Origin of the sequence: Halorubrum californiense DSM 19288, from assembly GCF_000336875.1 — an archaeon.
GTDB classification, from domain to species: domain Archaea; phylum Halobacteriota; class Halobacteria; order Halobacteriales; family Haloferacaceae; genus Halorubrum; species Halorubrum californiense.
In genome coordinates this window covers 76,561-94,177 of the sequence record NZ_AOJK01000009.1, presented here as the reverse complement: position 1 = coordinate 94,177, position 17,617 = coordinate 76,561, and the positions used below count along the sequence as shown (strand labels likewise).

General features: G+C 70.5%; 17 protein-coding genes. 11 read left to right on the top strand and 6 right to left on the bottom strand.

Annotated elements, in window-relative coordinates:
• The first annotated feature begins 1 nt into the window (after position 1).
• Both C463_RS01490 and C463_RS01485 read left to right on the top strand, forming a co-directional pair.
• Positions 2-361: a KEOPS complex subunit Pcc1 gene (locus C463_RS01490; RefSeq protein WP_008440429.1), complete on the top strand. Its 360-nt coding sequence runs from the start codon at positions 2-4 to the stop codon at positions 359-361.
• Positions 358-1,005, top strand: a complete 648-nt coding sequence (locus C463_RS01485; protein WP_007346088.1) for a 30S ribosomal protein S3ae — start codon at positions 358-360, stop codon at positions 1,003-1,005. Before C463_RS01490 ends, C463_RS01485 begins: the two co-directional genes overlap by 4 nt.
• Before the next feature lie 86 nt (positions 1,006-1,091).
• On the opposite strand, the gene C463_RS01480 is transcribed toward C463_RS01485, so the two are convergent.
• On the bottom strand, positions 1,092-1,670 hold the full coding sequence (locus C463_RS01480; RefSeq protein ID WP_008440428.1) for a GNAT family N-acetyltransferase: 579 nt from the start codon (positions 1,668-1,670) through the stop codon (positions 1,092-1,094).
• A 113-nt stretch (positions 1,671-1,783) separates the two neighbouring features.
• Between C463_RS01480 and C463_RS01475 the strand changes: the two genes are divergently transcribed.
• Together C463_RS01475 and C463_RS01470 are read left to right on the top strand one after the other, a co-directional pair.
• Positions 1,784-2,062: a DNA-directed RNA polymerase subunit L gene (locus C463_RS01475; protein ID WP_008440427.1), complete on the top strand. Its 279-nt coding sequence runs from the start codon at positions 1,784-1,786 to the stop codon at positions 2,060-2,062.
• A 128-nt stretch (positions 2,063-2,190) separates the two neighbouring features.
• Positions 2,191-3,219, top strand: a complete 1,029-nt coding sequence (locus C463_RS01470; protein ID WP_049905386.1) for a glycosyltransferase family 4 protein — start codon at positions 2,191-2,193, stop codon at positions 3,217-3,219.
• 33 nt (positions 3,220-3,252) lie between these two features.
• Here the strand turns inward: C463_RS01470 and C463_RS01465 are convergent, their stop codons facing one another.
• Positions 3,253-3,576, bottom strand: a complete 324-nt coding sequence (locus C463_RS01465) for a DUF7510 family protein (protein ID WP_008440425.1) — start codon at positions 3,574-3,576, stop codon at positions 3,253-3,255.
• Between the two features lie 107 nt (positions 3,577-3,683).
• On the opposite strand from C463_RS01465, the gene C463_RS01460 reads away from it, so the two are divergent.
• The 4 genes from C463_RS01460 to C463_RS01445 all read left to right on the top strand — a co-directional run bounded on the left by C463_RS01460 (position 3,684) and on the right by C463_RS01445 (position 8,051).
• Entirely contained in the window at positions 3,684-4,958 is a 1,275-nt protein-coding gene (locus C463_RS01460) for a Single-stranded DNA binding protein (RefSeq protein ID WP_008440424.1), read from the top strand.
• Complete coding sequence (locus C463_RS01455; RefSeq protein ID WP_008440423.1) at positions 4,955-6,610, top strand: hypothetical protein; 1,656 nt, start codon at positions 4,955-4,957, stop codon at positions 6,608-6,610. Before C463_RS01460 ends, C463_RS01455 begins: the two co-directional genes overlap by 4 nt.
• Positions 6,610-7,383 (top strand): metallophosphoesterase, encoded by a 774-nt coding sequence (locus C463_RS01450; protein WP_008440422.1) that lies wholly within the window; start codon positions 6,610-6,612, stop codon positions 7,381-7,383. Before C463_RS01455 ends, C463_RS01450 begins: the two co-directional genes overlap by 1 nt.
• Positions 7,384-7,472: 89 nt before the next feature.
• Positions 7,473-8,051 (top strand): putative phosphothreonine lyase domain-containing protein, encoded by a 579-nt coding sequence (locus tag C463_RS01445; RefSeq protein ID WP_008440421.1) that lies wholly within the window; start codon positions 7,473-7,475, stop codon positions 8,049-8,051.
• 33 nt (positions 8,052-8,084) lie between these two features.
• On the opposite strand, the gene C463_RS01440 is transcribed toward C463_RS01445, so the two are convergent.
• The 4 genes from C463_RS01440 to C463_RS01425 all read right to left on the bottom strand — a co-directional run bounded on the left by C463_RS01440 (position 8,085) and on the right by C463_RS01425 (position 13,771).
• Positions 8,085-8,579 (bottom strand): Zn-ribbon domain-containing OB-fold protein, encoded by a 495-nt coding sequence (locus C463_RS01440; protein WP_008440419.1) that lies wholly within the window; start codon positions 8,577-8,579, stop codon positions 8,085-8,087.
• On the bottom strand, positions 8,576-9,736 hold the full coding sequence (locus tag C463_RS01435; protein WP_008440418.1) for a thiolase family protein: 1,161 nt from the start codon (positions 9,734-9,736) through the stop codon (positions 8,576-8,578). Before C463_RS01435 ends, C463_RS01440 begins: the two co-directional genes overlap by 4 nt.
• Before the next feature lie 72 nt (positions 9,737-9,808).
• Positions 9,809-12,169: a DNA mismatch repair endonuclease MutL gene (mutL, locus tag C463_RS01430; RefSeq protein ID WP_008440416.1), complete on the bottom strand. Its 2,361-nt coding sequence runs from the start codon at positions 12,167-12,169 to the stop codon at positions 9,809-9,811.
• Between the two features lie 468 nt (positions 12,170-12,637).
• Positions 12,638-13,771: an ABC transporter ATP-binding protein gene (locus tag C463_RS01425; RefSeq protein ID WP_008440414.1), complete on the bottom strand. Its 1,134-nt coding sequence runs from the start codon at positions 13,769-13,771 to the stop codon at positions 12,638-12,640.
• A gap of 205 nt (positions 13,772-13,976) precedes the next feature.
• Between C463_RS01425 and C463_RS01420 the strand changes: the two genes are divergently transcribed.
• From C463_RS01420 to C463_RS01410, 3 genes are read left to right on the top strand one after another with little or no spacing between them, the layout of a single operon-like run.
• A complete protein-coding gene (locus C463_RS01420) occupies positions 13,977-15,266 on the top strand; it encodes an extracellular solute-binding protein (protein ID WP_008440413.1) in 1,290 nt (429 codons plus the stop codon).
• 21 nt (positions 15,267-15,287) lie between these two features.
• The gene (locus C463_RS01415) at positions 15,288-16,283 is read left to right on the top strand and encodes a carbohydrate ABC transporter permease (RefSeq protein ID WP_008440411.1); all 996 of its coding nucleotides are present in this window, start codon (positions 15,288-15,290) and stop codon (positions 16,281-16,283) included.
• Positions 16,280-17,341 (top strand): sugar ABC transporter permease, encoded by a 1,062-nt coding sequence (locus C463_RS01410; protein WP_008440410.1) that lies wholly within the window; start codon positions 16,280-16,282, stop codon positions 17,339-17,341. Before C463_RS01415 ends, C463_RS01410 begins: the two co-directional genes overlap by 4 nt.
• Positions 17,342-17,617 lie beyond the last annotated feature (276 nt).

The window sequence follows — 17,617 nt, the reverse complement described above, 5'->3', positions numbered from 1 at the left end:
GATGGTCGACGCTCCCGAGCCGGCCGGCGACGACGCCGACCGGACCGCGACGGTCCGCACCGAACACGCCGACCCCGCGACCGTCGCGGCCGCGCTCGGGCCGGACGAGACCGACTCGATGCGCACGCGCGTCGACGGCGACATCGTCGCCTGTACCGTCGCGCGACCGACGACCGGCGGGCTCCAGTCGACGCTGGACGACCACCTCGTGAACCTGCGCGTCGCCGATCGCGTCATCGAGCGCGCACGCGACCACGCCGCCGACTCCGTGGACGCCGCTGCCGCCGCGAACGCCGACTCCACGCTCGACTCCGAAGACGAACCGCAGACGACCGACACCGACACACACACCGACACATGAGCGAACGATCCGTATCCAAGAGCAGAGAACAGAAGCGCTGGTACACCGTGCTGGCGCCCGAACAGTTCGACCGACAGGAGCTCGGCGAGACGCTCGCCGAGGAACCCCAGCAGGTCGTCGGCCGCACGATCACGACGACGCTCGACGAGCTGACGGGCGACTCCAACGCGAACAACACGAAGCTGACGTTCAAGATCACCGACGTCGGCAGCGACTCGGCGTACACCGAGTTCATCAAGTACGAGCTGACGCGCGATTACCTGCGCTCGCTCGTCCGCCGCGGCGCCTCGAAGGTCGAGGCGTCGATCACGGTGCTGACGACGGACGACTACCGCATCCGCGTCCAGCCCGTCGCGCTGACGACGAAGAAGGCGGACCGCTCGCAGGAGAAGGCGATCCGCCGCGTCATGATCGACAAGGTCCACGCGGCCGCCGAGGAGCGCACCTTCGAGGCGTTCGTCGACGCCATCGTCGACGGGAACCTCTCGTCGGCCATCTACGGCGACGCCAAGGAGATCTACCCGCTGCGCCGCGTCGAGGTCCAGAAGCTGACCCTCGAAGCGCGTCCGCGCGAGGTCGCCGCCGAGGAGGAGGCGTCCGTCGACGTCGACGCCGACGAAGTCGCGGTCGACGCCGACGAGTAACGGCTCGTCCGACCGACGCGACCCGTTTTGCGTTTATCGACCGCGTAGCGGTCGCGCCGGCGGCCCGTCCCACACGCCCCCCGGCGTCACACCCCCGAGACGGTCGCAATCAGCTGTCGACGGTACGTCTCGAAGCCGCGCTTCTCGTAGAAGGCCACCGCGCGCTCGTTGTCGACGTCGACGTCAAGTCGGAGTTCGCCGCAGTCCTGCTCGCGCGCGTCGACGACCGCCCGTTCGATCAGCCGATCCGCGAGTCCGGTGCCGCGGTACGATTCGCCCACGTAGATGTCGCCGACGACGAGCCGGTCCGGGCGGTCGAACACCTCGGGGCACGCGTCGACGCTTGTCGAGACGAACGCCGCGAGGTCGCGGTCCGGGTCGGGAGCGCCGACGGGCGCGTGGTCGGCGGGGTCGAGGGTCGCGGGGTCGGTCTCGTCCGGACCGGCCTCCGGATCGACCGCGACGACCCACAGGCGCCGGTCCGGATTCTCGCGGAGCAGGTCGAGCCGGAACTCGGTCTCCGCGTCGATCAGCTCCTCGTCCGGTCGGTCGGCGAGCGCGTGACTCTCCGCCGCGGCCGCGAGGTCGCGGTGGTAGGGGAGCCACAGCTCCGTCGTGTAGCGGCGGAGGGCGCCCTCGTCGGGCGGGAGGCGTCGGATCTCCATACGGCGGCCACCGGAGCGGGCGGCATACGCTTTCGGGTCGCGTGCGACCCGTCCGCATCCGGCGAGATCCGGGAGACGAAAGCTTGAAACGCCGCTCGCCCGACCTCTCGGGTATGGAACTGCGGGTCATCGAGAAGACCGACACGGAACTCCACATCGAGATCGCGGGCGAGGACCACACGTTCATGAACGTGCTGAAGGGCGCCCTGCTGGAGTCGGACGATGTCGCGGCCGCGACCTACGACATGAACCCCGAGCAGTCCGGGGGCCAGACCGAGCCCGTCCTCACCGTCAAGGCCGAGGAGGGCGACCCGCTCGACGTGCTCGGGGATGCCGCCGAGTCGATCACCGACCGCACCGACGCGCTGCGCGACGCGGTCCGCGCGGCCTGACGCGGTCCGACTCCCTTCTCCGCTCTCCGATCCTCTCCGCCCCCTCCCGCCTCGCTCCGCCGCGCGCCACGAGGGGCATACCTAAGTGCCGACTCCCGAAACGGTGGTGTATGCCGCCGAGCGTACTCATGCTGGGGTGGGGGTTCCCGCCGAACATCACCGGCGGGCTCGACGTCCACGTGGGAGAACTGTTCACCGGGTTGCGCGACGAACTCGGCGTCGACGCCACGCTGGTGTTGCCGGCGGAGTTCGCGCCCGACGACGAGCCGGGGCTCGAACCCGTCGAGACCGGCGAGGGCGACGTCGCGGCGCGCGTCGGACAGCTCTCCGACCGCTTCGCCGAGCTCGCGCCCGACTACGACGTGATCCACACGCACGACTGGTTCGGCTACGGGCCCGGCCGCGCCGCCGCCCGCGAGTCCGACGCCACGTGGGTCTCCTCGTTCCACTCGCTGGCGAGCGACCGCAACATCGACCCGCCGAGCCGCGAGGTCGAGACCGAGCGCCGGCTCGCGAACGCCGCCGACACGAACATCGCGGTCAGCGAAATCGTCCGCGAGGACATCCGAGAGCTGTACGACGCGGACTCGCGGGTCGTGTACAACGGGTTCTCGACGCCGAAGTTCTCGGGCAAGGACGTGCGCGCGGATCTGGACATCGACGGCGAGATGCTGTTCTTCGTCGGCCGCCACACCGACCAGAAGGGGATCTCGCACCTCCTGTACGCGACCAAGAAGCTGCGCGGCCGCGACGTGACGCTCGTCGTCGGCGGGTCGGGCCACCAGACCGAGCAGCTGAAGCGGTTCGCCGAGCTGCTCGGCATCGACGACCGCGTCGAGTTCGTCGGGTACGTCCCCGAGGCCGAACTGGGCGACTACTACGCCGCCTCGGACGCGTTCGTCTCGCCCTCCTACGCGGAGCCGTTCGGGATCACGATCACCGAGGCGCTGGAGGCGGGCACGCAGGTCGTCGCGACCCCGGCGGGCGTCGCGGAGGTACTCCCTGACGGCTGTCTCTTGGAGGTCACTGTCGACTCCGAATCGATCGTCGACGGGCTCATCGAGGCGCTCGACCGCGAGGAGCCGCCGGAGTACGAGCGCCGCGAGTGGCTGGACGTCGCCGAGGACACGCTCGCCGTGTACGAAGACGTCGCGTAACGCGTCCGAACCCCTTCTTCCCGAGGCCTTCCTTCAGTCCCCGGCGCCTCGGAACACGTCGAACTCGCTCACCGGCTCCGGGTGCGTGACCCGGAAGCCGTCCGCGGTCTCCATCACGCCGCGCGTGCTGCCGGTCGTCCCGCCGTACGGGCTCTCCTCGCCGCCCGCGCCGGCGCCCTGATACGGCGAGGTGTACGGCGACCCCCCGACCGGGTCGTCGAACCCCTCGGGCGGGAGGTAGATCCGCTCGCCGCCCTCGGACCGCACGACGACCGCGACGTCCCGCGTGCCCGTCACGTCGATGACCGTGCGGTCCTCGGCGATCCGCGCGTCGACATTGATCTCGGTGTCGTCCATGTGGCCTCATGCGACCGGGGGCCGTTTAGCCCTACCGGCGGCGCGCCGCGTCCGGTCTCCGAAACGGTGGTGAATCCTTTTGTGCGGCGGCGCCGAACCTCGCTCCGATGGACGTCAACAGCCATGCCGAGGAGCTCGCCTCCGACCTCGGCGTCGACAAAGAGGAGGTCAAAGCCGACCTGGAGAACTTGCTGGAGTACAGCGTCCCCATCGACGAGGCGAAACAGAGCGTCCGCCGGAAGCACGGCGGCGGTGGCGGCGGGTCGTCGCCCACGCCCGACGCCGTCGACGTGGGCGAGATCACGACCGACCACGACGGCGTGACGGTCACCGTCCGCGTGCTGACGCAGGGGACGCGCACGATCCGCTACCAGGGCGACGACCTCACGATCCGGGAGGGAGAGATCGCCGACGAGACCGGCGTCATCTCCTACACCGCGTGGCAGGACTTCGGCTTCGAGCCGGGCGACTCGCTGACGATCGGCAACGCCGGCGTCCGCGAGTGGGAGGGGGAGCCGGAGCTGAACCTCAACGACTCCACGACGGTCGCCATCGCCGACGAGGCGGTCGAGGTCGACCGCGAAGTCGGCGGCGACCGCAGCCTCGTCGACATCGCCGCGGGCGACCGCGGCCGCAACGTGGAGGTCCGCGTGCTGGAGGTCGACGAGAAGACCATCTCCGGGCGCGACGGCGAGACGGAGATCTTAGAGGGCGTCGTCGGCGACGAGACGGCGAAGCTGCCGTTCACCGACTGGCAGCCGCGCTCCGAGATCGAGGCCGGCGCCGACCTCCGGATCGAGGACGTGTACGTCCGGGAGTTCCGCGGCGTCCCCTCGATCAACCTCACCGAGTTCTCGACGGTGACGCCGCTCCCCGACCCCGTCGAGGTCGCGGAGGACGCTCCGCGGCTCTCGGTCGCCGACGCGGTCGGCTCCGGCGGGATGTTCGACGTCGAGGTCGTCGGCAACGTGTTGGAGGTCCGTGACGGCTCCGGGCTCATCGAGCGCTGTCCGGAGTGTGGCCGCGTCGTCCAGAACGGCCAGTGTCGGAGCCACGGGGACGTGGACGGCGAGGACGACCTGCGGGTGAAGGCCATCCTCGACGACGGCACCGACACGGTCACGGTCGTCCTCGACGACGAACTCACCGCCGAGGTGTACGGCGGCGGGCTCGACGACGCGCTCGCGGCGGCGAAGGACGCGATGGACAAGGCGGTCGTCGCCGACGACATCGCCGACTCGCTCGTCGGGCGCGCCTACCGCGTCCGCGGGAACCTCTCGGTCGACGACTACGGTGCCACCCTCGACGCGGTCGAGTTCGAACTCGCCGACGACGACCCGGCCGACCACGCCCGCGCCGCGCTCGCGGAGGTGGGCGAATGAGCGACGACGGGCCGGGCGCGCGGGAGGTCGCCTACCGCGTGTTCGCGGCCGAGTTCGACGACGCTTCCCTCTCCTACTCCGAGAGCGATGAGGAGCGCGCCCCGAACTACGTCGTCACCCCGACCGGCGCGCGGGTGAACCGCCTGTTCACCGCCGGCGTGCTCACCGAGGTCGAGCGCGTGAACGACGAGACGCGCCGCGGCCGGGTCGTCGACCCCTCCGGGGCGTTCGTCACCTACGCGGGGCAGTACCAGCCGGAGGCGCAGACGTTCCTCGAACGCGCCGAGCCGCCGGCGTTCGTCGCGCTCACCGGGAAGGCGCGCACCTTCGAGCCCGAGGACTCCGACCGCGTGTTCACCTCGGTCCGCCCGGAGAGCCTCAACGAGGTCGACGCCGACACCCGCGACCGCTGGGTGGTCTCCGCCGCCGAGGCGACGCTCGACCGCCTCGCGGTGTTCGAGCAGGCGCTCGACGCCGACCTCCGCGGCGACGACCTCCGTGCGGCGCTGGAGGCCGGCGGCGCGCCGGCCCCGCTCGCGGCCGGGATCCCGAAGGCGCTCGACCACTACGGCACCACCGCGGCCTACGCCGAGGCGGTCCGCCGGCTCGCGGTCGACGCGCTGGAGATGATCGCGGGCGACCGCGACGAGGTCCGGTCGCTCGACCTCGCGCCGGACGAGGGAGATGCGACCGCGATCGGCCCGCTCCCCGAAACCGACGTGACGATTGCGGAGCCGGCGGCGACGGTGGAGGGTGACGGAGACGCGGACGAGGACGCCGGCGCCGAACCGGAATCGTCTGCCGGTGAGGACGACGCCGAACCGACCGCGGAGGCGGGGTCGGTCGCCGATTCGGGAGCGACCACTGGTGCCGATTCGTCGTTCGACGACGCGGCCGAGACGGAGGTCGCCGGATCCGACGACTCCACCGAGGGTGAGGCGGCGGAATCGGAGCCGACCGCGACCGCCGACGCCGAATCGCTCGCCGATGCGGACGACTCCACCGAGCCGACCGACGACGCCGCGACCGACGACGCCGCGACCGACGACGCCGCGGCCGACGACAGCGACACGTCCGACGACGGCGGTCTCGGTGACTTCGACGCCGGCGGGGGCGAGGACGACGCGATCGACGACCTCGACGCCGAGGGCGACGCGACCGCGGACCTCGACCCGGACGCCGACGACATGTACCAGCTCGACGACGAGGAGCGCGAGGAGATCGAGTCCGAGTTCGGCACCGACTTCGCGACCGGGACCGAGGTCGACGAGCCGGGCGAGGCCGACATCGACGTGCCCGATCCGGAGGAGATCGCCGAGGAGCCGGTCGACGAGCCCGGAGCGGCTGCGGACGACGCGGCCGCGTCCGAGAGCGAGGAGACCGACGACATTGAATCCGCGACCGACGACGATGGCGACGAGGAGACTGCGGCCGACGCCGACGGAGACGCCGACGACGTCGACCTCGAAGCCGCGGCGGTCGCGGCGATGGGGGACCTCGACGACGGCGACGGCGCGCCCCGCGAGGCGGTCGTCGAGCGCGTCGCCGACGACCACGGCGCCGAGCCGGGCGCGGTCGAGGACGCCATCCAGGACGCGCTGATGAGCGGGCAGTGCTACGAGCCCGGCGACGGGCTGCTCAAGCCGATCTGATGGCGCGTGTCGAGCCGGTCGCCGGCGAGCCGGCGGCCGTGGCCGACCTCGGCGGCGAGCGCGCGCTGCTCGTCGCCGACGTCCACGCCGGCATCGAGGTCGGCCTGCGCTACGAGCGCGGCGTCGAAGTTGACTCCCGGGCCGACGAGCGCCGCGAGCGCCTCTGCGGCCTTATCGCCGAGACCGACGCCGACCGGCTCGTCGTCCTCGGCGACCTCGCGCACCGGATCGGCGCGCCGGACGGCGACGAGCGCGCGGAGCTGGAGACGTTGATCCGCGCCGTCACCGACCGCGTCCCGATGACGCTCGTCGAGGGGAACCACGACGCGGGCGTCGCCGAGGCGTTCGCCGACGACCTCGACGTGATCGGGCCGGCGGGCGGGAGGCTTGGCGAGGGCTCGGCGTCCGCCGTCGCGGTCTGTCACGGCCACACTTGGCCCGACCCCGCGCTCGTTGAGGCCGACGTGATCTGTACCGGCCACGAACACCCGCAGGTGCGGCTGGAGGACGCGGTCGGCGGCTCGCGCGTCGAGCGCGCGTGGCTCCGGGGGGAACTCGACCCCGCGGCGTTCACCGAGACCGGCGAGACTCCCACCCGGGCGGGCGATCCCCCCGAACTGATCGTCTTCCCCGCGTTCAACGAGCGCTCGGGGGGCACGTGGGTGAACGTCGACGGCCAGTCGTTCCTCGCGCCGTACCTCCCCGCCGCGCTGCCCGCCGCGGACGCCTACCTGCTCGACGGCACGCGACTCGGGGACTACCGACGGGTCTAATGGCCGTGGACGGCGCCCCGCCGCGCTCTTACCGACTCTGCCGCTCCGCCCGTCGAGACCGTTTTGTCCCGCGACGCGGAACCGTAACCATGGTCACCGACCGCTCGCCCACCGCCATCGACGAACCGGAGCGGCGCTGGCTCCGGGTCAAGCACATGACCGGGTTCCCGCGACAGGCCCGCGACGGCTACTTCCGGGAACACGGCGTGACGCGGCCGGCCGCGACGGCCGAGGCCGACCGCCCGGCGGTCGACGCGGAGGCGGCCGAGTCGCTCCCGGCCGACCCCGAGACCGTCCGCGACGTCGACCGGCTCGCGCTGGAGACCACCTACCTGAGCGGGAAGTGGCTCGTCGAGCGCCCGCCGGAGAGGGTGGACGACCTCTGGGAGGCGGTGGTCGAGGACGTTGCGGCCGAGCGGCTCTGGGACGCGAAGGTCACGACCGCCGCCGGCCGCGAGGCGTTCGGCGAGACCGACTACGCCGTGCTGGTGTTCACGCCCAACTACTTCGACCGGGAGGACGTCGACCGCGTCCGGCGTCGGCTGCGGGACGTTCACGGCGTGACCGAGGAGATCCGCTACCGCCCAGACGTGTACACGCTTGACGGGATCCACGAGGAGCGGCTCGGCCCGCTCACCGACTCCGGCGCGTCGCGGTTCAGGGCCTGATCGGGCGAAAACGAGACTGGCGCAGTGGGCGGACTACTTGACCGGCCGGAACCGGAAACCGTCCCAGTCCTGACTCTCGGGCTCGCGGATGCCGGCGCCCGGCTCGCGGAGTTCGTCCGCGTACACCGGCTCGACGCGGTCGCCGATGTCGACGTCGAACTGCTCGCCGCCGTCGGCGTCCGCGGCGCCCCCGGAGCCCCCCGGCTCGCCGCGCTCGGCGATCTGGCCGAGCGCGCGTACCGGCGGCCCGTCGTAGTCGTCGCCCATCTCGAACTCGACGATCGCGAGGGTGTTCGGCTCGCGGACGCCCGGCGGCGTCGCGGTCGAGGTCGTCCACGTGACGACCCGGCCCTCGCGCTCCCGGAGGTCGACCGTCCCGACGCGCTCGGCGCCGTTCGGGCTCACGGTGTGGGGCGGGTGCGTGACGGTGCCGTCCGCGTACTCCGCCGCCTCGAAGGTCGGTTCGTCGCCGTTGCCGCCCTCCTGCTCGTCGCTTCCGGTCGCGTCGTCGCTCTCGTGGTCGCTCATTGGCTTCCCTCCAGGATGGTGGTGGTCACGCAGTTCCCGAACCCGCCGACGTTACAGGCGAGGCCCGTGTCGGCCTCGACCTGCCGCGGCCCGGCGTCGCCCGTGACCTGCTTGAATATCTCGTACACCTGCGCGACGCCGCTGGCCCCGAGCGGGTGCCCCTTCGACTTGAGGCCGCCGGAGGTGTTGATCGGGAGGTCGCCGTCGCGGTCGGTGACGCCCTCCTCGACGGCCTTCCACCCCTCGCCCTTCTCGAAGAAGCCGAGGTCCTCGCTCTGGAGGAACTCTAGGATGGTGAACATGTCGTGGAGTTCGGCCACGTCGACGTCGTCCGGGCCGATACCGGCCATCTCGTAGGCGATGTCAGAGGAGTCGACGACGCCGCCCATCGTCGTCGGGTCCGCGCGCTCGTGGACGACGTGGGTGTCGGTCGCGCCGCCGATCCCCGAGATAACGGCGTAGTTCCCGTCGGGCGCGTACTCCTCGGCGACCGACTCCGGACAGAACACGAGCGCCGCCGAGCCGTCCGTGATCGGGCAGAAGTCGTACAGTCGGAGCGGGTCGGCGACGATCGGCGAGTCGAGGACCGTGTCGAGGTCGACCTCCTTCCGGAACTGCGCGTGGGGGTTGTCCACGCCGTTCTCGTGATTCTTCACCGCGACCTTCCCGAGGCTCTCGCGGGGCGCGTCGTACTCGTCGAGGTACAGGCGCGCGGTGAGCCCCGCGAACGAGGGGAGCGTGACGCCCTGCTTGTACTCGACCGGGTGGGTGAGCGAGGCGATCACGTCGGTCGCCTCCGACGTGGTCCGGTGAGTCATCTTCTCGCCGCCGACGAGCATCGTGAGGTCGCTCGCGCCGGAGGCGACCGACTGCCACGCCGCGTACACGCCCGCGCCGCCCGACGAGGAGGTCTGGTCGATCCGGGCCGTGTAGGCGGGCTGGGCCGCCAGGTCGTGGGCGAGCGCGTTCGGGACGCCGGTCTGGCCCTCGAACTCGCCGCTGGCCATGTTCGAGACGTACAGGTGGTCGAGGTCGTCGCCGTCGACGCCGGCGTCGTCGAGCGCGGCCGCGCCCGCCTCCGCCAGCAGCTCCCGCACCCAGGCGTCGCGCTGCCCGAACCGGGTCATCGACGCGCCGACGATCGCTACGCGTTCCATGGACGCGGGTCGACCGCGGTCGCCTAAAACGTACCTCTCTGCGGTCGACGGAGGGAGGCTTTCGCCGCGGACTCACTCCGCCCGCCGGCCCCCGTGTCCGGGGTAGTCGCGCTCGAACCGCGACCCGATCTCGTCGCGGTCGAGCCGGATCACGACCGGGCGGCCGTGCGGACAGGCGTAGGGGTTCTCGCAGGCGTCGAGGCGGTCGAGGAGGTCGACGACCCGCCCCTCGGTCAGCGACGTGTTCCCCGTGACTGAGGGGTAGCAGGCGAGGTCGGCGAGCAGCTCGTCGACGACGTCCGCGACCGGCTCGTCGCCCGCGGCGGCGTCGTCGACCAGCGCGGAGAGCACGTCGCGGAGGAGGTCCGGATCGAGCGCGGCGTCGAAGACGGCCGGGACCGCCGTCACCGCGACCTCGCGGTCGCCCGCGCGCTCGGCCCGGAACCCGATTTCGGCCAGGTCGTCGACGAACTCCTCGAACAGCGCCGCCTCGCGGGCGGTCAGCTCGATGCGGACCGGCTCCGCAAGCGCCTGCGCGTCCGCGCCGTCCGCGAAGACCGCCTTCAGCCGCTCGTAGTTCACGCGCTCGTCGGCCGCGTGTTGGTCGATCAGCACGAGCCCGTCGGGCGCCTCGGCGACGACGTACGTCTCGTGGAGCTGTCCGAGCAGCCGCAGCGAGGGCAGCGAGTCGAACTCGCGCTCGCTCTCCGTCCCGTCGCCGTCGAGGGTTCGTTGGCGCGTCGCGGGGCGCACTCGGGAACTCCGCCGCGCCGTGTCGTCGTTGTCGTCGGACTCCGTTTCGCTCGGGGCCGGCGCGTCCACGTCGGTCGACGCGTCCCCATCGACCGACACCTCGCCCCGAGTCGGTCCGTCCTCGGCCGAGGGTGCGCTCGTCGGGATGTCGGCGTCCGAGGTGTCGGCGTCGCGGTCGACCGCGTCCGCCAGCGTCTCCGCGGCGTCGTCGACTCCGCTCAGGTCGTCGTCGGCCCCCGTCGGGGGATCGCCGTCCCGTTCCCCGGAGCCGTCCTGCCAGTTCCGCGGCGAGGGGCGGGCGTCGCCGTCCGCGTCGCCGAGTCCCCGTCCCGTCCGGTCGTCGGCCGATCCGCCCCCGGCCGCGTCCCCGCCGTCCAGACCGTCGACCGCCCACGCCGCGTCGTCCGAGGGGTCCAGTTCGGTCGGTGTCCCGGAGTCGTCGGCATCGTCGGTCTGCGCCGCGCCGGCGTCGCCCCCGGCGTCCGACGAGTTTCCGGAGGCTGCGCGGCCGCGTCCCTCTCGCGCGGCGCGCTCGTGGTCCGCGTTCGCGCCGCCGACGGCCTCGGTGTCGGGCGTCTCGGGGTCGACCGGGGTCTGGTCGGGGGCCGACTGGCCGCGGGGCGCCGTCGAGCGGATCAGGCCGTGGTCGAGCAAGGCCTCCTCGACGGCGGTCTCGACCGCCTCCCGGACCGCCGGCTCCTCGTCGAAGCGCACCTCCAGCTTGCGCGGGTGGACGTTCACGTCGACGTCGCCGGCCGGGACCTCGACGAAGAGGACCGCGAAGGGGTAGCGGTCGGGGGCCAACTGGCCGCCGTAGGCGTCGAGGGTCGCCTCGCGGAGCGCGCTCGCGGTGACGTACCGGCCGTTGACGTACGTCGAGAGGTAGTCGCGGGTCGAGCGCGCCGTCTCCGGGTGCGAGACCAGCCCCGTGACCCGCTTGACGGGGGCGTCGTCGTCGGCCGATCCGTCCGCGTCTTCCTTTCTTTCGGGCGTCCAGTCGACGTCGATCATCGACTCGGCCACCTCGCGGCCGTAGACCGCGAGGACGGCCGAGCGGAGGTCGCCGTTCCCCTCGGTCGCGAACGTCTCGCGGCCGTCGTGTTCCAGCGAGACGGCGACGTCGGGGTTCGCCAGCGCGTAGCCGGTCAAGACCGTGTTCACGTGGTCGAACTCCGTGGCGGTCCGCTTGAGGAACTTCTCGCGGGCGGGCGTGTTGTAGAAGAGGTCGTCGACCTCGACGGTCGTGCCCGCCGGGCAGCCCGCGGGGCGGACCTCGCCCACGTCGCCGCCCGCGACGGTGATCTCCGCGCCGGCCTCGGCGTCCGGGGGGCGCGAGCGGACGGTGAGCCGGGAGACGGCGCCGACGGTGTACAGCGCCTCGCCGCGGAACCCGAGCGTGGCGACGCCGCGGTCGAGGTCCTCGATGTCGCCGATCTTCGAGGTGGCGTGCTCCGCGACGGCCGCCTCCAGCTGGTCCGCGGGGATGCCCACGCCGTCGTCGCGGACGCGGATCCCCTCGGTGCCGCCGGACTCGACCGACACCGCCACGCGGCTCGCGCCCGCGTCGAGGCTGTTCTCGACCAACTCCTTCACGACGCTCGCGGGGCGCTCGACGACCTCGCCGGCCGCGATCCGCTGGACGGTCCGCTCGTCCAACCGCTCGATGTCTGGCGGCTCCATTCGTACGCTCCGTCTGACGAGCGCGCACTTCAAGCCGTTGTCGGCGGTGGCAGCAGGGCGGGGGCTCTCAGAGGCCGCTACTTCTGACCGAACTGCGGCGGCGCGTGCCGACGAGCGCCCGCAGGGCGCGATGTCGCACGCGCGAGGGACGCGGTGAGCGCTCGGAGAGCGCGAACCGCGAGGTTGGGGAGGCGTGAGGCTGCGGTTGCGGTGCGGGGCGGGACTCAAAGGGGCAGCCGCGGTCGGCGAACCCCAGCGACGCAAGCACCGCAAGGAGTGAGCGGAGCGAACGACTGAGGAGCGCAGCGAGCTGTGGGAGTCGAGCGCGGCTGGGGCTTTGGCGGTGTTCTCTGCGGTAGCAGTGGCTTCCGGTCGAACAGAACGGCGCCGCGAATCCGCCTCCGATTCAGAGAGAAAGTACGAACGATCGGTTCACACGTCTGTGCCGTCTCCGAAAATCGACTCTCGTTAAGCGACCGCGGCCGCGATCTCCTCGTCGGTGAGGAACACGTCCTCGCCGGTCTCGGCGTCGAACAGGTGGAGGTCCGGCTCCTCGAAGACGACGCCGACCTGATCGCCGGCCTCGGGCTGAACGTCGGCGGGCGCCCGCGCCAGGAAGTCGTCGTTCACGTCGAGGTGGACGTAGTTGTCGGAGCCGATCGGCTCGACGACCTCGACGGTCGCGGTGAGCGTCTCCTCGCCGGTCGGGTCCTCGACGATCCCGATGTTCTCGGGGCGGATCCCGAGCGTGTACGGGCCGCTTTCGAGGTCGTGGCCGGCGACGTAGTCGCGGCTGAGCGAGAACGCGAGCCCCGACGACTCGTCGCGGATCGTCGCCGTCGTCCCGTCGGTCTCTGCGTCGACGTCGAGGAAGTTCATCGACGGCGAGCCGATGAAGCCGGCGACGAACTCGTTCACCGGGTTCTGGTACACCTCGGTGGGTTCGCCGACCTGCTGGAGCTCCCCGTCGTTCAGGATGGCGAGGCGGTCGCCCATCGTCATCGCCTCCTCCTGATCGTGGGTGACGTACATCGCGGTGACGCCGAACTCCTTCTGGAGCTTCTGGATCTCCGCGCGCATCTCGGTTCGGAGCTTCGCGTCGAGGTTCGAGAGCGGCTCGTCGAAGAGGAACACCTCGGGCTCGCGGGCGATGGCGCGGCCGAGCGCGACCCGCTGCTTCTGCCCGCCGGAGAGCTCGTCGGGCTTGTCGTCGAGGAGGTCCTCGATGCCCATCATCTCCGCCATCTCGCGGACGCGCTCGTGGCGCTCCTCCGTCGTCATGTCGGTGCTCATCTTGAGCCCGAACGCCATGTTCTCGCGGACCGTCTTGTGCGGGTACAGCGCGTAGTTCTGGAACACCATCGCGACCGGGCGCTCCTTCGCGTGGATGTCGGTGACGTCCTCGTCGTCGAAGCTGACGGTGCCCGACGTGGGCTCTTCGAGCCCCGCGACCATCCGGAGCGTGGTGGTCTTCCCGCAGCCCGACGGCCCGACCACGGTCACGAACTCCCCGTCGTCGATCTCTAGGTCCAAGTCGTCGACGGCGACGATGGTCCCTCTGTCGAACTCCTTCCGGAGCGTGTCGAGCGCGACGCGTGCCATTTCCCTGAAGACCGGTCCGCTGGCTTATGAGTTCTTTGCTGTTTTTCTGATATATGGTGAAGAATCTCTTCTCAAATATTGGCAACACTCCGCCGGCTGAGTCGATCGTCGATCTTCACAGTCGACGCATATCGATCCGGATCGATCGGGACGTACCCCAAACACTAAACGTATGAAAATATAATTCATCATTTGTTCTGGACACATGACCGAGAAACGTAGAACGCTGCTCAAGGCGATGGGGGGAACGACTGCGCTCGCGGGACTCGCGGGCTGTATCAGCACCGGCGGCGACGGCGGCGACGGCGGCGATGGCGGTGACGGCAGCGACGGGAGCGACGGGAGCGACGGCGGTGACGGTGGCAACAGCGGCGGAACCGCGACGGTGTGGACGGACCTCTCCGACGGCGAGGACGAGGCCCTGTCCTCGTACATCGACCAGTACGAGTCCGAGAGCCCCAACACGATCGAGAAGAACGAGCCGGGCGGCGAACTCGACCAGCAGCTCGAGACCGCCATCCCGTCGGGAGAGGGTCCCGACTCGTGGATCTGGGCGCACGACTGGATCGGCCGGTTCGCGGTCCGCGAAGAGCCGCCGTTCCTCTACGACGCGAGCGACGACGTCGACACCTCGCTCGACGTGTTCACCGAGACCGCCCAGGAGGCGGTCCAGTTCGACGGCGCGCTCCACGGGCTTCCGTTCGCCTCGGAGACGGTCACGCTGTTCTACAACGAGGACATGGTCGACGAGCCGCCCGAGACGTTCGAGGAGCTGCTCTCGGTGATGGACGAGTACCACAACCCCGAGAACGGCGAGTACGGTCTCTCGTACCCCGTGACGGACCCCTACTTCGTCAGCGGGTTCATTCAGGCGTACGGCGGCGACATCTTCGACACCGAGAGCCTCGAGACCGCCCTCGACAGCGACGAGTGTAAGCAGGGGATGGACGCGCTCGAACAGCTGTTCGACTACGTGCCGGCCGACCCCGGCTACGAGTCGCAGATCGTCGCGTTCGCCGACGGCGCCGCGCCGTTCGCGATCAACGGCCCGTGGGAGATTGCAAACCTCCAGAGCGAGATCGAGAACCTCGGCGTCACGACGCTGCCGACCGTCGACGGCAACAACCCCCGGACGTACTCGGGGATCCAGACGTTCTACTTCAGCGCGATGCTGTCCGACGCCGACCAGTCGACGGTCGACGCCGCGACGGGGCTGGCCGAGTGGTACACCACGAACGAGGACGTCATCGCGACCAACGCCGAGGAGCAGGGGTACATCCCCGTCCTCTCGTCGGTCGTGGAGGACGGCGACCTCTCCGAAGACGTTCAGGCGTTCGCCCAGCAGGTCGACCACGGCGTCCCCATCCCGACCCACCCGAACATGAACGCCGTCTGGACGCCGCTGACCGAGGCGCTGACCCGCGTCTTCAACGGCAACCAGGAGAGCGGTCCGGCCCTCGATCAGGCCGCATCGGAAATCCGGGAGAACCAGTAGGCAGCCTCTCCACCAGCCATCATGGCCTCTTCACAACTCGACGTCGGCAGAGACGGGCTCTCGAAGCTCCGGTCAGCGCTGCCGTTCACCGGTCGCGACTGGGGGCTGCTGCTCGTCATCCCCGGCGTGGTCCTCTTTTCGAGTTTCATGCTGTACCCGATCGTCTATCTGTTCTACATCTCGCTGACCGACGCGACGTTCGCCGGCTCGGTGATCGGCGGCGGCGCCGAACTGATCGGGCTCGCGAACTACGTCCAGCTCTTGGGCGACCCGCAGTTCTGGACGTCGATGTCGACGACGTGGCTGTTCGTCGCCGTCTCGCTCGTGGTCAAGGTGTTCGTCGCCGTCGGCATCGCGCTCCTGTTGAACCACGCGCGGGTCGTCGGGAAACGCTACATGCGCGCCGCGGTGATCGTCCCGCTGGGGTTCCCCGGCATCTTCACGATCACCGTCTGGCGCGGGATGTTCAGCGACGCCCGGTTCGGCGTGTTCAACACGCTGCTCGGCCGCTACAACGAGTTCATGTCGGCGCTGTCGGCGCCGCAAGCGCTGCTGTTCGACGTGCCGATCGGCTTCCTCAGCGGCCGCTGGGAGGCGTTCTTCGCGTACGTCACCACGGAGGTGTGGCTCGCGTACCCGTTCATGGTGATCATCATCGTGAGCGCCCTACAGGACGTTCCCAAGTCGCTCCACGAGGCCGCGATGGTCGACGGCGCCGGGTGGCTCCAGCGGTTCCGGACGGTCACCCTTCCGGCGATCAAGGGGCCGGTGCTGTTCGCCTCGATCCTCACGGCCGCGACGTCGTTCCAGCAGTTCCTGATCCCGTGGGTGTTCAACCAGGGCGGGCCGGCCAGACAGAACGAGCTGATAATCGTGTACGGCTACCGCGAAGCGATCAGCTTCAACGAGTTCGGGCTCTCCGCGGCGATCCTCATCGTCGCCATCGCCTTCGTCGGGCTGTTCATGCTCGTCGCCGTGCGCTACGGCGGCCTCGCGGAGGGGGTGGGTGAGGAATGAGCGTGATCCGCTCGTTCGCGGCGCTCGTCGCCGCCAAGTTGGTCGCGTTCGCGACCGCTCCGAAGCGGTTCGTCCTCACCGTCCGGCGGGCGATCTACGACCTCCGGACGGGCAAACGCACCCCGTGGGACGTGGCGAAGAGCGTCCTGATGACGCTGTTCGGACTCGCGATGGTGTTGGTGCTGCTGTTCCCGCTGTTCTGGATCTTCGCCGCCTCGCTGGCGGAGGGGACGCGGCTGTTCACCACCAGCGGCATCTTCCCGGACCCGTCGACGTACAACCTCGGCGCGTACCGGTGGGTGGTGTTCGAGTCCGACTTCTTCTTCGTCGAGGGCGACTGGGGGTATCCCCAGCTCGTCCTCGGCGGGAGCGGCGGGCTGGTGAGCTTCCGCTGGGCCGGCACCGAGACCGGTCCCGGCGCGGTGTTCAACAGCCTCTACATCGTCAGCGTGACGCTCGCGGCCGGGTTCGGGATGATCGTCCCGGCGGCGTACGCGTTCTCGCGCCGGCGGTTCGTGGGCCGCAAGCGCATCCTTTACGGCTACGTCCTCTTCACCCAGATCGGCGCCGGGCTGTCGATCGCGACGCTCGTGGCGCTGTACTCGCTGTTCAGCAGCTACGGACTCACGAACAACCTGTTCGTCCTCGGGCTGTTCTACGCCGCGGGGGCGATCCCGTTCAACACGTGGCTGCTGAAGACGTACATGGACAACATCCCCGTCTCCTACGAGGAGGCGGCGATGGTCGACGGCGCGAGCTTCTTGGAGACGATCCGGGAGGTGATCCTCCCGCTGACGAAGCCGGGGCTCGCCGTCGTGCTCATCTTCGTCTGGCTCGCCGGGTGGAACGAGTTCATCATCGCGCAGACGCTGCTGCGCCCCGAGAACTACCCGCTCTCGGTTGAGCTGTACAACATCGCGACCGAGGGCCGGTTCTCGACGCCGTGGACGCGCTTCGCGGCGTTCGCGAACCTGTTCGCGCTGCCGGTCGCGATCGTCTACTTCGCGGCGCAGCGCTCCGTCGAGGACGGCCTCTCGTTCGGCGGGATGGAAGGGTAGACGGGCCGAGCGCGGTCCGTTGCCGTCCGTCTGCGTTTCAGCGTTCTCCGTTTCTCCGTTTCGTCGTCGCGATTCGCGCTCAGTCGAGCGGTCGGGCCGGCGATCGATCGCCGACACTGCGCCGCACGGCACCTCGTTCCTCCCCAGCCTCGCGGTTCGCGCCCGCCGGGCGCTCACCGCTCCCTCGCGGACACCTCGCGGCCGCCGGTGGCGGCCGCTCGGCGGCGCGCCACCGCGAAGTCACTTCGAAAAGAGCCGCAGTCGGGCGAAGCCGCT

Excerpts from the sequence above, each read along its gene's own strand:
- C463_RS01490 (WP_008440429.1), top strand. The coding sequence starts at position 2 with ATGGTCGACGCTCCCGAGCCGGCCGGCGACGACGCCGACCGGACCGCG.
- C463_RS01485 (WP_007346088.1), top strand. The coding sequence starts at position 358 with ATGAGCGAACGATCCGTATCCAAGAGCAGAGAACAGAAGCGCTGGTAC.
- C463_RS01480 (WP_008440428.1), bottom strand. The coding sequence starts at position 1,670 with ATGGAGATCCGACGCCTCCCGCCCGACGAGGGCGCCCTCCGCCGCTAC.
- C463_RS01475 (WP_008440427.1), top strand. The coding sequence starts at position 1,784 with ATGGAACTGCGGGTCATCGAGAAGACCGACACGGAACTCCACATCGAG.
- C463_RS01470 (WP_049905386.1), top strand. The coding sequence starts at position 2,191 with ATGCTGGGGTGGGGGTTCCCGCCGAACATCACCGGCGGGCTCGACGTC.
- C463_RS01465 (WP_008440425.1), bottom strand. The coding sequence starts at position 3,576 with ATGGACGACACCGAGATCAATGTCGACGCGCGGATCGCCGAGGACCGC.
- C463_RS01460 (WP_008440424.1), top strand. The coding sequence starts at position 3,684 with ATGGACGTCAACAGCCATGCCGAGGAGCTCGCCTCCGACCTCGGCGTC.
- C463_RS01455 (WP_008440423.1), top strand. The coding sequence starts at position 4,955 with ATGAGCGACGACGGGCCGGGCGCGCGGGAGGTCGCCTACCGCGTGTTC.
- C463_RS01450 (WP_008440422.1), top strand. The coding sequence starts at position 6,610 with ATGGCGCGTGTCGAGCCGGTCGCCGGCGAGCCGGCGGCCGTGGCCGAC.
- C463_RS01445 (WP_008440421.1), top strand. The coding sequence starts at position 7,473 with ATGGTCACCGACCGCTCGCCCACCGCCATCGACGAACCGGAGCGGCGC.
- C463_RS01440 (WP_008440419.1), bottom strand. The coding sequence starts at position 8,579 with ATGAGCGACCACGAGAGCGACGACGCGACCGGAAGCGACGAGCAGGAG.
- C463_RS01435 (WP_008440418.1), bottom strand. The coding sequence starts at position 9,736 with ATGGAACGCGTAGCGATCGTCGGCGCGTCGATGACCCGGTTCGGGCAG.
- mutL (WP_008440416.1), bottom strand. The coding sequence starts at position 12,169 with ATGGAGCCGCCAGACATCGAGCGGTTGGACGAGCGGACCGTCCAGCGG.
- C463_RS01425 (WP_008440414.1), bottom strand. The coding sequence starts at position 13,771 with ATGGCACGCGTCGCGCTCGACACGCTCCGGAAGGAGTTCGACAGAGGG.
- C463_RS01420 (WP_008440413.1), top strand. The coding sequence starts at position 13,977 with ATGACCGAGAAACGTAGAACGCTGCTCAAGGCGATGGGGGGAACGACT.
- C463_RS01415 (WP_008440411.1), top strand. The coding sequence starts at position 15,288 with ATGGCCTCTTCACAACTCGACGTCGGCAGAGACGGGCTCTCGAAGCTC.
- C463_RS01410 (WP_008440410.1), top strand. The coding sequence starts at position 16,280 with ATGAGCGTGATCCGCTCGTTCGCGGCGCTCGTCGCCGCCAAGTTGGTC.